This window comes from Chitinophaga sp. G7 BAM 1005, assembly GCF_057126945.1.
Window position 1 is genome coordinate 4,582,766 of the sequence record NZ_CP181478.1, and the last position, 16,720, is coordinate 4,599,485.

General features: G+C 46.8%; 12 protein-coding genes. 1 reads left to right on the forward strand and 11 read right to left on the reverse strand.

Features of this window, described 5'->3' with window-relative positions; all coding sequences use genetic code 11:
* Positions 1–50: 50 nt before the first annotated feature.
* The 7 genes from ACMXI2_RS18255 to ACMXI2_RS18285 all read right to left on the reverse strand — a co-directional run bounded on the left by ACMXI2_RS18255 (position 51) and on the right by ACMXI2_RS18285 (position 11,214).
* Positions 51–1,649 (reverse strand): FAD-dependent oxidoreductase, encoded by a 1,599-nt coding sequence (locus ACMXI2_RS18255; RefSeq protein WP_483777518.1) that lies wholly within the window; start codon positions 1,647–1,649, stop codon positions 51–53.
* Positions 1,650–1,683: 34 nt separating this feature from the next.
* Entirely contained in the window at positions 1,684–3,135 is a 1,452-nt protein-coding gene (locus ACMXI2_RS18260; RefSeq protein WP_483777519.1) for a RagB/SusD family nutrient uptake outer membrane protein, read from the reverse strand.
* 42 nt (positions 3,136–3,177) lie between these two features.
* Complete coding sequence (locus ACMXI2_RS18265) at positions 3,178–6,417, reverse strand: SusC/RagA family TonB-linked outer membrane protein (RefSeq protein WP_483777520.1); 3,240 nt, start codon at positions 6,415–6,417, stop codon at positions 3,178–3,180.
* A 247-nt stretch (positions 6,418–6,664) separates the two neighbouring features.
* Positions 6,665–7,858 (reverse strand): FecR family protein, encoded by a 1,194-nt coding sequence (locus tag ACMXI2_RS18270; protein WP_483777521.1) that lies wholly within the window; start codon positions 7,856–7,858, stop codon positions 6,665–6,667.
* An 82-nt stretch (positions 7,859–7,940) separates the two neighbouring features.
* Entirely contained in the window at positions 7,941–8,501 is a 561-nt protein-coding gene (locus ACMXI2_RS18275) for an RNA polymerase sigma factor (RefSeq protein ID WP_483777522.1), read from the reverse strand.
* Positions 8,502–8,659: 158 nt separating this feature from the next.
* The gene (locus ACMXI2_RS18280) at positions 8,660–9,415 is read right to left on the reverse strand and encodes a LytR/AlgR family response regulator transcription factor (RefSeq protein ID WP_483777523.1); all 756 of its coding nucleotides are present in this window, start codon (positions 9,413–9,415) and stop codon (positions 8,660–8,662) included.
* Positions 9,412–11,214 carry a tetratricopeptide repeat-containing sensor histidine kinase gene (locus tag ACMXI2_RS18285; protein ID WP_483777524.1) on the reverse strand — a complete coding sequence of 601 codons (1,803 nt, stop codon included), beginning with the start codon at positions 11,212–11,214 and terminating at the stop codon, positions 9,412–9,414. The genes ACMXI2_RS18280 and ACMXI2_RS18285 overlap by 4 nt, the downstream gene beginning before the upstream one ends.
* 143 nt (positions 11,215–11,357) lie before the next feature.
* Between ACMXI2_RS18285 and ACMXI2_RS18290 the strand changes: the two genes are divergently transcribed.
* Positions 11,358–12,542: a vWA domain-containing protein gene (locus ACMXI2_RS18290; protein ID WP_483777525.1), complete on the forward strand. Its 1,185-nt coding sequence runs from the start codon at positions 11,358–11,360 to the stop codon at positions 12,540–12,542.
* 29 nt (positions 12,543–12,571) lie between these two features.
* Here the strand turns inward: ACMXI2_RS18290 and ACMXI2_RS18295 are convergent, their stop codons facing one another.
* From ACMXI2_RS18295 to ACMXI2_RS18310, 4 genes are all read right to left on the reverse strand, one after another.
* Positions 12,572–13,345 (reverse strand): hypothetical protein, encoded by a 774-nt coding sequence (locus ACMXI2_RS18295; RefSeq protein ID WP_483777526.1) that lies wholly within the window; start codon positions 13,343–13,345, stop codon positions 12,572–12,574.
* Positions 13,346–13,425: 80 nt separating this feature from the next.
* Positions 13,426–14,424, reverse strand: coding sequence for a S41 family peptidase (locus tag ACMXI2_RS18300; protein ID WP_483777527.1), 999 nt, complete (start codon positions 14,422–14,424; stop codon positions 13,426–13,428).
* Entirely contained in the window at positions 14,421–15,080 is a 660-nt protein-coding gene (locus tag ACMXI2_RS18305; RefSeq protein WP_483777528.1) for a hypothetical protein, read from the reverse strand. Before ACMXI2_RS18305 ends, ACMXI2_RS18300 begins: the two co-directional genes overlap by 4 nt.
* Before the next feature lie 148 nt (positions 15,081–15,228).
* The gene (locus ACMXI2_RS18310) at positions 15,229–16,629 is read right to left on the reverse strand and encodes a hypothetical protein (RefSeq protein WP_483777529.1); all 1,401 of its coding nucleotides are present in this window, start codon (positions 16,627–16,629) and stop codon (positions 15,229–15,231) included.
* Between the last annotated feature and the right edge of the window lie 91 nt (positions 16,630–16,720).

Sequence of the window (16,720 nt, forward strand, 5' to 3'; positions counted from 1 at the left end):
AGGAGGACGCCTGTTCAAGGCATCCTCCTTTCTCTTTAACTAAAAGATCATTATTTCTCCTCCGACACCACAGGCAACTCCAACACCTGCCCTTTATCCTTTAACCTTTTTTGCAGCTTTGTTATATCCACCTGTTGCACTGCCACGCCATCTTCTACCGCAATGGCTGCTGCAATGCCTGCGCTTTCACCCAATATCATCCAGGCGGGTTCCACCCTTACGGAAGAGAAAGCCACGTGCGAGGCCGACAGGCAAACGGGTACCAGCAAGTTTGTACATTCTGCCTGTTTGGGAGTGATAGCCTTGTAAGGCAGCTGATAAGGATACCCTATCTTTCTCGATTTTATGCGTACAGGGAATATGGTGCCTTCGTTAATGAAGCCACTGTCGGTGCTGATACGCTGACAGTCGTGCGAATCGATAGGAAACGAACCTATGCCGATAACATCCTGTTTTTGTATTTCTTGCTGGATATCTTTCTGGGTCATGAAATATTCGCCCACCATTCTCCTGCCTTCGCGAACGTATAATACGGGAGGAAAATGATTTGATCCGCTGAATTCGTCTTTGGCATATCCCAGTTTGCTCATCTGCGTGCGCACCTTTACTGGCACGGCAGTATCAGTACTCAGGAAATACAGCAGTCCTTCGGTGTAGCTGCGATGCGCGTCCCAGATGGCTTTCCTCTTGCGTGGCGTGGCTTCGGGATAGTCGTGGTTTTCACCAACAAGACCGGTTGATATTTGTCCGCCGATACTGTTGTTGCCATCTATCTTTTGTCCGGGTAGCGGGTACATGTCAAAAGGAATGCCCATCTGCGGATTGGCTTTATAAAAGCGGCGGAACAGTTCATACCTTGCGGGATCGTAGTTAGCCGGGCGGGAAAAGGGCGCCTGGTTATCCGGAGCGGTGGAAAGGCAAAGGCGGAAGCTGTAGGTCATGATCCTGCGGTCGCCTTGTCCTTCTGGTACACGTGTATTGCCGGTAATAAGCGGTAATGGTTTATGGCGGCTATCAAAGGCAGGTGCATTCACCTCCTTTTTCGGATAGATGGCGCCGGCCAGCGGCTCTCCGAATTCCCCCCGGCTTTCGCGGCCTACACGGTATTTAACACCCGCGGCAGCCAGCAGATCGCCTTCATAGCTGGCGTCTATAAATACTTTACCGCTGAAAAGCTTACCTGAATACGTACGGATCGCGGAGATCTTCCCTTTGTCAACAACGGCCGATTTCAGTGTTTCATTCAACCATACCTTTACGCCTGCTTCCTTCAACAGTTCATTAAATACTTTTTCAGCAATATGCGGTTCATAGGTCCACGGTTTATTGTCTTTTTCGCTGATGTTGTACGGTAAGGTAAGTCCGGCAGCGACGTATTCTTTTTCCACCCGTTTATGGAATTCTTCAAAAAGACTGCGTAATGTTTCGCGGGCCATCTGGTTGGAATCACTGAAAGATAAACCGCCGCTCATCATACCGCCGACTAACGGAAGCGGCTCAACGATTGCCACGGTACGGCCTTCTCTTGCGGCGGCTACACCTGCCAGCACGCCAGACGGCGTAGCGCCGTATACTACCACATCATAAACAGTAGCTGCACTGACCCCGTTGAACAGGAGCAGCAATAAAATGGTGAGAACTCTTTTCATATATCTTATAATATTTTAAAGCTGATGAATATATTCAATACCCGGGATTCTGATCTCTGGCAGGGTCTAATGCCTTATTGTAGTTCATTTCAGAAAGTGGTATTGGCCAGAGATAATGTTTCTCTGCGATGGTTCTGCCGGTTGCCGCAAGGATCACGGCTTTGGCGGTACCCGTGCGTTTAAGGTCCAGCCAGCGTTTTCCGGAGATCTGAAATTCGTAGGCGCGTTCCAGTAGTACCCTGTCTGCGAATGTAGCGCCATTGTAACCGGCCAGTTGAAGATCGGTTTCAGATGGTACGCCCGGTGGCTTACCATAAGCGCGGCGGCGTACCCGGTTCAACGCTTCCATGCCGGCGGCTGTTGGCGCATTACCCGCTCTGCAGGATGCTTCTGCATAAATCAGCAATGCATCTGCATAACTGTAAACAGGATCGTCGTTGCCGGCGCCTTCCTTGCTGGCGGCTTTTGTATCAGTATAGCGTGCGCTGATCAGTGTATTGGCGCCAAGACCAATATCCAGCTTGTCCCATAGCACTTTCCGCAAATCATTGCTGTCCCAGTTGCGGAAAAAGCTACTGGTTTCATCTGCATATAATACATACGATCCTCCGAAGTTGAACAATTTAGTACCGGGGTGGTTGGTGATCCATAACATATAGTTCCCCTGCCCTGCCTGCCGCATGTATTTCAGGTAAAATATTTCTTCCGTGGTACTAAGTAATTCCGGCCCCAATACCTTGTTCTGAAAATCGCTTTTCGAAGTAATGGGTACCAGGGAAAACTGGCTGGATTTAATGACCTCATCTGCCCTGTCGCGCGCTTCGGCGTACTTTCCCAGTTGCAGGTAAACGTCTGCCAGCAAGGTTTTAGCGGCCCATTTCGAAGGGCGGCCGATGCTGGAGGGTTTCTCCGGCAGCACCACTTCCGCATTGCCCAGGTCGGATAATATAAGATCGTACACTTCTTCTGCTGTACTTTTTTTCAAATCCACCTGGATGATATTTTCTTCTGTGCGTAATGGTACACCGGCCCAGTTGCGTACCAGCTGAAAATAGCAGAATGCCCGCATAAATTTTGCTTCCGCGGTATACCTGTCAGCATCTGTTTTACTGATCGATGTTCCATTAGGCGCATTACCAATCACCAGGTTGGCATTGCGGATAGCCAGGTAAAAGGAATTCCATAAACCGGATACCCGGGTAACGTTTGCATCGTTCAGTCCCTGGAACTCGTGCATGGCTGCCCAGCTTCCCCTGCCGGCCGCATAATCGCTCTGACATTCCAGGGTGGCTTCATAAACGCTCATATTTGTAGCCCGCAACGGCGCAAAGATGGCGTTCACCGCAGCTTCGACTTCTGCTGCAGTATTATAGAAATTTTCTGTTACGGCCGATTTCGGCGATTCCTCCAATAACTTGCTGCAGGAAGTACACAGCCACAACAGCAGTATGATTAATCCGGCTTTATTGATGGTTGTTATTTTCATTTTCTTTTTTTCAGATGATGATAAATAAGATGCACACATAAATCAGAAACCTGCGCGGAGCCCAATGGTAAACGACTTATTCGAAGGATAGGAATTGAAGTCGATGCCCTGGGAAGTAGAATTACTTCCACCATTTGAATTTACTTCCGGGTCCCACCACGAATATTGTGTGAAGGTCAACAGGTTTTGTCCGCTTACATACAACTGCCCGCTTTGTATTCCTTTGAGGCCCCATTTCCGGAGTGGAAGATTGTACGCCAGCTGGATATTTTTGAGTCGCAGATAAGAACCATTTTCCACAAACCGGTCAGATACCCTTACGGTAGTATTACGACTCAGCACCGGGTACTTTGCATTGGTATTGGTTGGTGTCCAGTGGTTGTTGTATACGTCGCGTGGCATATTCAGTCCGAAGCCATAATCAATGGTATTGGCGATGGCGCTGGCATTGAAGAGATCATTCCCCTGTACTCCCTGGAGGAAAACCGTCAGGCTGAAATCCTTATACGACATGGCAGAATTCAGTCCGTATATAAAATCGGGATTAGGGTTGCCGATATAAGTTTTATCTGTTGCGGTAATGGCGCCGCTTTTATCCAGGTCGCGGAATCTGATCTTTCCCTGGTCGTCATATCCATCTTCCAGGTATCCCCAGTACTGGCCTATGGGCCGGCCTTCCCGCAAAATATTTGTAACGTCATTGATCACTATCACATTCAGGTTTCCGCCCAGCACGTCATTTCCGCCATAGAGCTTTACTACTTTATTGCGGTTGAAGGAGAGGTTGGCATTAATATCCCATTTGAAAGTGCCATCCAGTACCCTTGTATCTATACCCAACTCCAGTCCTTTATTCTGTACCTGTCCTACGTTCTGAATAGTGGAGGTAAAACCCATTGAAGAAGGCAGGGCCACGGTGTTCAGCAGGTCCTTCGTATTTTTGATGTAGTAATCAATGGTAAGATTCACTTTGTTATCCAGCAGGCCGAGGTCCATTCCGAAATCCAGTTGTGCGGTGGTTTCCCATTTCAGGTTACCGGGTAAACGGGTACCGGGAGAGAAGGTATTATAAAGCGCATCATCAAAAACAGTTTTCCCGCTGCCAAGTTGATTGAGAGTAGCATATGGACTGATAGCCTGACTGCCTGTGAGTCCCCAGCTGGTGCGTAGTTTCAGGTTAGAGATGAGCGTATTCCCTTTCAGAAAATCTTCATTCGATACTCTCCAGGCCAATGCTGCGGAGGGAAAGTACCCCCACTTATTGCCTTCGCTGTACCTGGAAGATCCATCTCTGCGGATGCTGGCGGTAACCAGGTATTTATCGTTAAAGTTATAATTCACACGGCCCAGGTAAGATAGCAGTACTGCTTTGGAATAGCCCGAGCCCGGTACGCCTGGAATATCTGCGGCGCTGAGATCATAGGTTTCAAAAACATCACTCAGAAATCCGTTTCCGCTGCCGGATAATGTGGTAGTCAGGAAATCCTGGTAGGTGAATCCTGCCAGCACGGCGATGCTATGCCTGTTAAAAGTTTTATTATAGGAGATGGTATTTTCATTCAGGAGGCTGGTGATCTGATTGGTGGTAACAGCGGCGGTACCGTTTGAATTAACGAAGCTGCGGGTAGTGTAGGAGTCGGTGCGGTCGTCGCGGTTTTCTATCCCACCCATTACTTTGATAGTAAGTCCTTCTACCGGTTTATACATCAGCGCCGCATTGGCTAATACCAGGTTAGCTTTGATGGCATTGCGCTGTTCATTGATAAAGTTCAGCGGGTTGATAAGATCAGTCGCTACAAACGGATAGGCAATAGCCAGTACGCGGTAGCTGCCGTCATCGTTGTAGGGCGTTAGTGTAGGTGGTGCAGAAAGGGCTGCCGAGATCATGGAGTTGCCGCGACTACCGCCACCACTGTCTTTCCGATCGGTCTTCAATCTTGATAAAGTAGCATTAACGCTCACAGAGAACTTATTGCTGATATCATGGCTAACGTTTGCCAGCAATGCGTAGCGTTTATAGTTGCTGCCATTTACAATGCCATCCTGGTCGAAAATACTGCCCCCGATGGCGAAACGGGTTTTCTCATTTCCCCCGTTTATATTCAGGTTGATGGTTTTCATAGGCGCGGGTTTAAACACCAGGTCCTGCCAGTCGAACCCGTTGCCAAAACCTTCTACCTGTGCCGGAGTAAAGTATGGAGCAAGACCATCATTGGCGGCCTGTTCATTATAAAAAGCGGCATACTCTTTTCCGTTCATCATGTCCAGCTTGCGGATCAGCGTTTGCGTGGTATAGCTGGTTTCCGCGTTCACATTGGTTCTTCCTGCCTTGCCCCTTTTGGTAGTAATGATCACCACGCCGTTGGCGCCCCTGGAGCCATAAATGGCTGTTGCAGATGCATCTTTCAACACTTCAATACTTTCTATATCTGCGTTATTCAGGATAGTAGGGTTACCGGCCGTGGGGAATCCATCCACCACGTAAAGTGGTTCGTTGCTGCCCTGTATGGAGTTGGTACCGCGTATACGCATACTCACAGACGCGCCGGGAGCGCCCGTATTCTGCAATACCTGAACACCGGGCGCTCTTCCGGATAACGCCTGGAACACATTGGCGGAAGGAAAAGCATTGATCTCCTCAGATCTTACCCTGGTGATGGCACCGGTAAGATCACTTTTTTTCATGGTACCATAGCCTACTACGATTACTTCATCTATCCTGGCGGCATCTTTCTCCAGCACAATGTCCAGGGTAGCATTGCCATTCACCGGTACTTCCCGGTTCTTCAATCCTATAAATGAAATGATCAGGATGGCATCATCCGGTACTGTAAGTTTAAATTTACCATCGTTGCCGGTTGCCACACCGGCGCCGGCTTTACCTTTAACAGATACGGATGCGCCGGGGAGCGGTATCCCATCGGGTCCTCTTACAACGCCCGACACGATAATATCTTTTAGCACCGGGTTACCCGCATCCGGCGATGGATGTTCCGGCGTGATGATCACCGTACCAGCAACTACTTTATAAACAAAAGGGCGCCGGATGATGATCCGTTTCATCACTTCGTTGATATCAGCCTCCTTTACCCGCAGTGTAACGGGTGGCGCCCCTTTGAGGAACTCATCACTATAGAGGAAGCGCACTCCCGACTGCTTCTCTATTTCCGTGAAAACATTTTCAAGTGCTGCATGTTGGAACGACAGGGTAAGCTTCTGCGCTACTCCTGTGGCATTTACCCCAGCTACCATTACCAGTAGCAAAAAAGCAGTTACTTTCATAGCGAGGATAATTTTGCAAAATAAAGGGTACAGGTGTACGTCCCTGTTTATTTTGCTGAATAAAAAGGAATTCATAACTTGGAACTGTTAAGATGTTAAATAAATTTCGCGCAACGGACTTTACGGATACGTCTTATCCAAACGGAGGTGCCACGAACACTTCCGTTTTTTTATTCGTATCAAACGTGGATGTCAATAATTGTCAGATCATATTTTGTTTGATTGATATAAAACAGTGGAATATTTCTTAGAAAGATACTTTCAGGATGTTACCCTTTAGTTCAAAATGAGCACCAGTAAGCGTTCCGAGCATATCCAATACTTCAGATAATTTTGCATTCCTGCCGATGCTTCCGCTGTATCGCATAGCCGGTACCGGACCTGCGTACTGTACGTTGAAGTTATACCAACGGGATAACTGGTTCATGATACTGCCCATATCCGCTCTTTTGAAACGGAACTCCCCATTTTTCCAAGCTACTGCCAGTTCCACATCAGCATCGTTTACCAGTTGTATATTGCCCGCCGTACTTACCTGCGCCTGCTGACCAGGTTTCAGCACCTGCCTGTTATCAGCGCTGACCACCCTTACCGCCCCTTCCAGTAACGTGGTATTGATACTCGCTTCATCCCCATATGCACTGATATTAAAATGTGTGCCTAGCACTTCTACATTTACTTCATTTCTTCCGGGCTGCGATGGTGGCATCTTTACATAAAAAGGTTGGGCGGCATTTTTTGCAATCTCAAAATAGGCTTCGCCTGTGAGCGTAACGGTGCGGTCTTTCCCGGTAAATGCAACAGGATAGCTCAGGGAGCTGGCCGCATTCAGCCATACTTTACTCCCGTCAGGCAAATTCAACTGGTATTGACCGCCCCGCGGCGTTGTGAGCGTATTGACCTCAACGGCGCCGGGTTGCGTTGCAGCATTATATGCCAGCTGCCCGTTATCCAGTTTAACGATCTGCGTATTGCCTTGCTGCGCCAATGTACCATTGGCGGCGCTGTCGAGTATAATTTCCCGGCCGTTGGCCAACCTCAGAATCGCTTTGTTACCACCGGGCATCACTTCACTGTTCTCCTGCACAATAACCATTTTAGATGATCGGTTAGCAGTGCGCCACAGCTGAGTCCCTGCGATGATCAATAAAATAACAGAGGCTGCTGCTGCCAGGCGATACCTGTTCATAAATACCCTGGGGGCCGGTCGCACATCTTTACTACCGGTTTCCCGCTTAAATGCTGCATAAGCCGCCGCCGCCTGCCCGGGCGCACTCATCCCGGAAAATTTTTCTACCTCAAAATCATTGTCCAGCGCAGCTTTAATGACAGCCTCATTCTCAGGAAGCTGTGCTTCCTGAAGAAAAACAACTAGCTCTTCTTCATTTAGTTGTTGATCAATATATCTTTTTAATAATATACTAAATCGCTCGCTGGTCATTGAAATGGTATCGGGCTTTTTTATCCCTTACTATATGAAGACACGCAACTCAGAAAAAAGTAGGGTATGGAGGGAAAAAAAATTATTGACGGATAGAACAAAAGAAAAACAGCACCAGTAACTCATCCTTATGAGCCAGCAATAATTCCCTGATCTGCCGGAGCGCCCTGGACATATGCTCTTTTACGGTAGCCAGCGATATATTCATCTCTGTGGAGATTTGCTCGTAAGAAAGGCCCCTGATCCGGCTTAACCGGAATGCTTCCTGTTGCCTCACAGGCAGTTTACCGATAATAGCCTCCATCAGTTTTCCCTTTTGCTTTATGATCAGCAAATCCTCCGGCGTAGTGGCTTCCTGCGAAAACAACTCCCGGATAAACGCCTGGTAATTATCCTGAACCGACTGACGCCGGAAAGTGTTCATAATTTCATTCCGGGCAGTGATAAACAAAAAAGAATCAATTTTCCGGACGTCCCCCAAAGACGACCGCCGCTCCCACAGCTTAAAAAAAACCTGTTGCGTAACATCCTCGGCTATTTCATGCGCTTTCAGGTACATCAGGGCAACAGAGTATATTTTATCATAGAAGCCGGTATACAAATCGGCAAATGCAAGTTCATCCCCATCAGCAATACGCTTCATGAACTCCGGTCCAATATGTAAATCCTTTTCAGACAATGTGTATATAGTTGGTTGACCAACTAAATGTAGGCAAAAAATATTCACTATTAAAAGTTGGGGAATCAATTTTAAACATTCCGTGATGATATAAAACATCTGGTGATTTTTTAATTCCCCGGCTACTGAAACGCCTTCAGCAAATTATCCTTATAAGCCGCCGATACCTCCACTGCAGTACCATCATTCAAACTTACATATCCACCTGCGCCTTTATGATAAGACTGCACATAATGGATATTAATGATATGTGATTTATGCACCCGCACAAACGGATGGGGTAACATCCCGGAAAAATGTTTCAGAAAACGGCATACCATCTTTTTACTTCCATTGGTTAAATAAACATCTGTAAAATTGCCATTCCCCTTCAGGCGTACAATTTCATTCATCTTCACTACATCAAATCCGTCCAGGGTGGGTAATATTACCTGTTGCATACCGGGATTATTTTCCCGGACGTTTTCCAGGATGATGCGGTTCCTGTTCAACCAATGTTTCTGTTGGAGTTGCTGCTGCACTTTATTCACTGCCAGGATCAGTTCTTCTATGCTTACCGGCTTCAGTAAATAATAGGCGGCGCTCTGGTTGAGTGCTTTCAGGGAATATTCGGAAAAGGCCGTTACAAAAATAGTTTCAAACTGGAGATCCTGGCAGCCATCCAGTACGTCAAAGGCGTTGCCAAAAGGCATTTCCACATCGAGGAATACCAGCTGCGGCCGCAACTCATGCAATAGCGCGATGGCCTCCCGGCTGTTCTGGGCCGTGCCCGCTACTTCTACCTGCGGGCAGAATTTCCCCAGGTAATTTTGCAAAGCGGCCATTGCAGCAGCTTCGTCTTCAACGATCACTGAAGTGATTTTTTCTGTTAACATCATTTTTTATCCATTAAGGGAAGTTGCAGCACTACCCGCGTACCGGTGGCGCCCTCCAGCGTTATTTCTTCCATCTGCAGCCGGATATGAAGATGGTAAATATCATTCAGTAAACTTATCCGTTCCGTGGTATTGGTAATGCCCCTTGATTGATACGCTTTCTGGTGAATAGTTTTCAACTTACGGCTTTCCGTGAGCCCGATTCCATCATCTGCTATCACCACCTGAATAAACTGCGCCTGCTTTTGAAATGTTACCCGGAGCAACCCTTTTGTAGCTTTATACCGGAGCCCGTGCCATACTGCATTTTCCAGGTGTGGCTGGATCAGCATATTCGGAATCATTACGGCGTCGGTGTCCAGTGTTTCATCGATATCCAGTATGTACACAAATTTATCGCTGAAGCGCAGCTGCTCCAGATCCAGGTAGCTTTTCAGCTGTTCTATTTCGGTCGACAAAGGAACAAAATCCTTATTGGAATGTTCCATCACATTCCGCATCAGGCCGGAGTAGGAAGTGAGATACTTGTTCGCTTCCACCTCCTTGTTTTCGGCAATGTATTGGTTTACGCTATTCAGACTGTTGAAAATAAAGTGCGGATTCATTTCCCGCCGCAACGACTGCAACGCAATTTTCTTATTCTTGATCTTAATGGCGTACAGGGAGCGGACAATAAAGAACAGCAGCACCACCATTGCTAAAATGGAGGCAATCAGGAAATAGTTAAGTGTATTTTTATTGCTGATCAGCGCCAGTTGTAATTCCTTTTCCCTTTCCAGGTCTTTGATCTTTCCTTCTGTAATGCCGAACAGGCTGGCATCCACGAGGGAGCTATCCGTCCGGATAAGTGTATCCAGGCGATGGAGGAAGTCGTCATACCTGATCATGGCAACAGCTTCCTTTTGCTGCTCGCGGTAGTAGCTGGTCAGTGCCAGCAGGCAGTCTTTCGTTTTTGACGTATTCCCGCTTTTAAATGCCAGCGCGTATGCTTCCTCTAACAGGCTACCCGTTTTTTCCGGTAGTTTTTTCGTGGTATATAGTTGGGCCAGTTCCCGCACCTGGTCTATCTGCAATTCAATATTATCCTCCTGCTTTGCTTTTTCCAGGATCGCTTCATTCATGCGGATAGCGGCATCAATATTATTCCCTTCAACATATACCTTAGAAATTTTCTTGCTGATGTCAGCAATCTCCCGGGTATTGTCGGTTTTCTCGATCGCTTTTTTATAACTGGCGATAGCATCTGAAGTGTTGTTTTCCAGCAGCAAACTGTTTCCCAGTTGCTTATAGGCATCTGTGGCCTCTTCTTTCCTGCCGGTCTTTTCAATGATGTCTACATTGGATTGGGCGTAATTCGTTTGCGCCCGGGGGTTGCTGTTGTTCCGCAAACGGTTGGCATCATTGAGATTGATGTTCACCAGGCTTTTATCTATTGCTACATCACCGGCGGACTGGTAGTTTTGTATGGCCGGTATGATCTTGTTCTGCATTTCCTGCACTTTTGCCAGCGCGCGACCGGCAGCTGCCGCATCTTTATGATTTAATCTTGTGTAGATGTCCAGCGCTTTTTTAAGATATTCTTCCGCTTTGGCATATTCACTTTTATCCGTCAGCTCTTTTGCCAATGCTTCATATTTACCGGCTGTCTGCAGTTCATCATCATTATTGGAAAGCGATTTTTTCAAGGCTTTTGCCGCCTTAGACACAGGAAAAGTACCACGCTTGCCCACAGCAGAATCCTGCGCAGTTGCTGCAGACAACAACCCAAACAAGATAAATATGCAAATACAGTAACGTACCATGATCATTGATTCTACCGCAAAATAAGACTTTTCAGAACGGGCAGGCCCGTATTTCACCCATTCAGCATACCCTTTCACCAAGTGGTACCCCGCCGGCTAAAGAAGACCCTTTATTTTCATGGGGCAATCTAAAATCAAACATCATGAAAACGACACTATTCGCCAGCGCACTGCTGGTATCGGGCTTCCTGATATGGAAATATAATACCGGTCAGACGATCCCGGAAACAAAAAGCGTAACAGCCGCTCTGCCACCAGCTATCGTTACCGCTCCTTCCGCCGCCGACAATACCCGTATACAAGTAGCCTTGCTGCTGGACACCTCTAACAGCATGGATGGCCTGATAGACCAGGCAAAATCGAGGCTCTGGAATATTATCAATACCCTCACCACCCTGAAATACAAAGGAAAAACACCCCTAATAGAAATCGCGCTCTATGAGTATGGCAACGACGGTCTCTCCCGCTCGAATGATTATATCCGGCAGGTAACCCCGCTGACCACCGACCTCGATCTTATCTCCGAAAAACTATTCGCCCTTCACACCAATGGCGGATCAGAATACTGCGGCGCGGTGATCGCATCCGCCGTAAAAGCGCTGGAATGGGGAAAAGATGAAGCCGATATGAAGCTCATTTATATTGCAGGCAACGAGCCTTTCAACCAGGGACAGATAAGCTACAAAACAGCCGCCGGGCAGGCCATCAGCAAAAACATTTTCATTAATACCATCTACTGCGGCGATAAACAGGAAGGAATAGCCACCCATTGGAAAGACGGCGCCGACAAAGGTGAAGGCCAATATTTCAATATCGATTCAGATAGAAAGGTAGTTTTTATTGAAACCCCTTATGATAAAAACATTGAAGCCTGCAATGAACGGATCAACAAAACCTATATCGCATATGGCGCTTCCGGTGAGCTAAGGAAAAGCAACCAGGTAATGCAGGATAAAAATGCCAGATCTCTTTCTTCCGCCAACTCTGTAGAACGATTTGTAAGTAAATCAAAAGCTGTTTATAAAAACGACAACTGGGATCTTGTAGACCGTGTGAAACAAGATCCCAACGTATTAAAAGGCATCAGCAAAAGCGAGTTACCCAAAGAGCTGAAAGAAAAAAGCCTGGCAGAGCTGACAACACTGGTGGCAGAGAAAAGCAAAGAGAGGGAAAGCATTCAAAAAGAAATCGCCGTGCTGGGCAAGCAACGGCAGAAATATATTGATGAGGCGTTAAAGAAAACTGATAAAATGGACGACCTGGGCGCTGCCATCAACCAGTCTGTTATCCAGGTGGCTAACGCAAAAGGATATACCGCAGAAAAATAATTGAAATATGGATTGTTTTGGAGAACCATTTAACGGGTGCGTCCACGTCTTGCAGTAAGCAGGCGAACGTACCCCATCATTGCAGCAAATAAAACAAGACAGAAAAACGTACACACCGCCACCGCCCATACCGGCATATCCGGACGGAGTCCCATGAAATACTGCACTACCGCGTATCCCATGCCTCCTAACATAAACAGCATGGCTAAAGGTAAAATGAAATATAGCAATATGGTCATCCCGAAATTAAAGTAGGCTGCCATTTGCCATCCCATTGCATAGATGATACCAGCTATCGAAAAATACCCTATCACCAGCAACATCACCGCTGCTCCACTCATTAACAGATACTTGCTTCCGGAAAACTCCCCTGCGGCCGACATACCGGGTTTGTAACCTACGATAATGATCTCCCCTATCTCCGGCTTACCGGAGGAGGATACATCTGTTTCCATTTCTACGGGCGTTCCGTCTTCCGTTGTGAAAGCAACGGTGGAGCGATACATGATCGTATTTCTATTTTTGCTGTCTTTCGATACGTAAGAGGAAACGCTGACCACCTTCGCTTTGTACCGCGGCAGCGTAAAAGCGTTCACCACAAAGCCGCCCAACGCCCCTGCAAGCACGGAAGAGAAACTAAGCAGGCAAAACACCACCAGTGAAACATAACCAATGCCCATGCAACCAGGCTTGCTGCCGGGGTTATTCCGTTTTAATATTTTAACTGCTACCAGTACAGATAATACTACAAATGCAATGGCTGTCCAGCCGTAGCCTGTTATACGCAGTAAGATGATCAACATAGATTCCGGGTTCCGGTAAACACCCATTTTGGGGGTATGCAATAATTTTTACAGCTTGTAATATAGGAATTTAAGATAGACTATTGCAGGTGTTCCAACGCAAATTTAAAAATAGCGTCTCTCCCGTTACTCTCATCATCCAGGCTATTGGATATCAAATAATCCGGGGTAACCCCGTCTTCTATGTTTGCTCCGGCAACAGAAACAGCCATAGAAGCAGAATACTTCAACACCCAGCCATTGGGCAGCTCATAATCAAATGGGGTACCGCCTCCACCACCTGTTTGGTCTCCTATTACCACTACGTTTGGCAATTCCGACATATACAGCACGAAATCATTACAGGAACTGAAACATCTTCTGTTTGTTAATACCAGGACCCGTTTGCCCGCCAGCATATTATTCCGGGGAGAGAGATATTTCGCCTCCGGCGGATAGAAGTCATCATGCCCGGGCCCGCGCTTATAGATATCATACTTCAGCAATATCTTCTCCGGGATAAGCTTTTCAACGATCCTGTCAACTTTTAGAGAGCCGCCACCGCTGTTATCTCTTACATCAATGATCAACCCCTGAACATTCGCTAATTTCTCAAACACCCTGTCGATATCCGGCAATGTTAATCCTTCGCCAAAGGAAGGAATGTGTAAATATCCATACTGATTCATAAAAGTATAGGCCAATATGCCCTGGTAGCTGACAACCGGGAGGTATTTTTCTTTCAACAGGTCGAAACTAAAATTATGAGGATATGAATTATAGTAGCCATTATAAGTATACTTCTGCTCACCGTTAATAAGGGCCACATGGCCATCCGTCAACTGATCGAGCATAGCGGTGCAGATATCGAACAGTTCCGGGGTACTGGTCTTGTCAGATACCATTGGCCGGTATTTCCGGTATACTTCTCTCCAATCTATCTTCTTATAACTGAACAGCGCATACTTTGTATCCAAAGTACTCCAAAGGCTTTCAAAGACAGCAACAGGGTGCTGTTTCTCTTCTTTTATAACCGATTTCTCACAGGAAATGATGAAAATCATCGTCATCATTAATATACGAACAACAACGTTTCTCATAGTAAAAAAAAGTAGTTGACGGTTAAACTATGGATAGCCGATTGTACCTGGTTTGCTTCTTTGATCCGGTAATATTCCCATTGATAGTGCAAAGACAAGCCGCTGTTTTCGCGGACCTTTATCTTTGCGCCTGTATTCCATTGAAACCTGCTAAGCTCATTCCGGCCTGCCAGGTTAATGTTTTTAGTAACCGTTTGGAGGGAGGGCGAATGTAAACCGGCCTGCCCTCCGTAGGCCAAATAGGATGTAGAAAGCGCAGATACAACAGGATAAAAAACGCCGGTGTTTACTTCCCAGTTCTTCTCCGTTTGTTTGCCGTGCCACGTAAATGCATATTTAAATTTAAAAGCGGGGCCAATAGAGCTGATAAATTCATAATAATCGCGGTTGTTCACATACTGCAAATGTTCCCGGAGGTTAAGATAACTATCCAGCGCAGCGCCCAGTTCACACCGTATCTTGTCTGTTTTCTTTACTGCAAACAGCAAACTGTAATCCAATCCAAAAAACTTTGATCGCATGCCGCCGGCGCCATTCTTTCCATGTAACCTTCCAAACGCCCCACGGGCGCCTACTTCATGTAATATGACAGGGCCCGTACTCAAAAAACGGGCTGCTATACCGGGGGCGGTTCCCTGGTAAACAAGGGCAGACATTCCCGCGTCCTTTACCGTATGCCTTGATAAAAACACGCCCGTTGAAACCATTTGCTGTGCCCCGCTGCGATGGCAGCATACTACCATAAAAAGGAAAAAGCAAAAACTGCTTTTACGGTTCAATATGTTTAAATATCTTTTAATTGGCTTAGTATTTAATACTTACAGGATAAAAATTTGTCCAGTTCTGCATCCAGTTTTCTGTTCCGAAAGCCCCTACATACGTCACTTTCTTAAAAAATCCCTGGAAGGGTTCCCCGCTGAAATCCGCGCCGGACAAGGCTGGCGCGCCGGCCGCCGGCAATAGCCCGGGAAGCGAAAAATTGAAAGGGTTGGTAAGGTTTATTTCTTCCGGCTTAACATACATCTTGTTGTGATGATTTACTGCGTAATCAGTAACACCAGCTGCATCTATTGAATATACGGCTCCGGGATCTACGGTAAAAGCATCTGCTGAAATATTACTGTGTACCAGGTTGGTAGAAAATTCTGTTGTGCCATCAATTAAACGTTGTGCAGCTATATCATCGCTGAATTTAATTCCGCCCTTTGGCATGCCCATCAAAATAGAATTTCTCAGTACAAAAGCGCCGCCATAACTTACATTTAAGGCCGCGTTCCAGGGTAAAGCGCTATTATAGCCAGGGTTGCTATAGGGCCCCACAGTGGTAACATTCGACAATACCGGGCGTGTATCCGGCGCTACCGGGTATCCTTTAATATCGTTCAGTACCAATAACGCATCACAGGTACTTATAAAAGCGCCCGGAGCAGCAAAGTAAGGGTGTTTGTAACTAACGATAAACTGCTGCATACCGGTATAGCCATTTGAGTAAACAAATCCCGCCACCCTGTTATTAAAAGCCACCAGGTTCTTTGCATTAACCGTTCCGCCAAAGAAGCCAAACCCCGAAGTTTGCGTATAGCTTGCCTGTACATTTTCAATAATGGTACCGGCCCCAACGCCGATACAGGCCAGTCCGTAGGATTCGGCTGATCCAACTCCCGCAAATTCGATACGCACGTATTTGAGCACACCGGAATTATCCCTGGGGTCAGTTCCGCCACCGGCAGGCAAAAGCGCTCCCAATCCGGTCAGGGTCATCTCTGTAGCTGCGCCGCCGGTATTTTCATCATAGGCGCTAACCGGGGCTTTGCCAAAAATATATAGTCCTCCCCAGTCGCCATGCTGCTGGAACCCGGCGGGTGTACCGGAAGTAAATACAATAGGCTTCTCTGCAGTGCCTTCGGCCATAATTTTGGCGCCTCTTTCTATCGCAATGTAACCGGACCTCCCGGTACCATCTGCTGTACTCTTGCTCTTAATAACCGTGCCCGGCTCAATAGTCAACACGGCATTATCCGTTACGTTCACGGATATGCCAAAGGTATAAACGGTATCGCTTTTAAGTGTGCGGTTCGCGCTTATTCTTTCCGGTAAGGCTACTACCGGTTTGGTATTCTCTAATTTTTTATCATCCTTTTTACATGACAACAAACAAATGGATAGAAAGGCATTGAGCATCGGCAGGCAATAGTTTCTGTTCATCTGGCTTTATATTATTTTGACGATAGTATATTACGAAGGTGAGACCGGCAATATATGCCAATCTCACCATCATTAAATGTTATGAAAATCG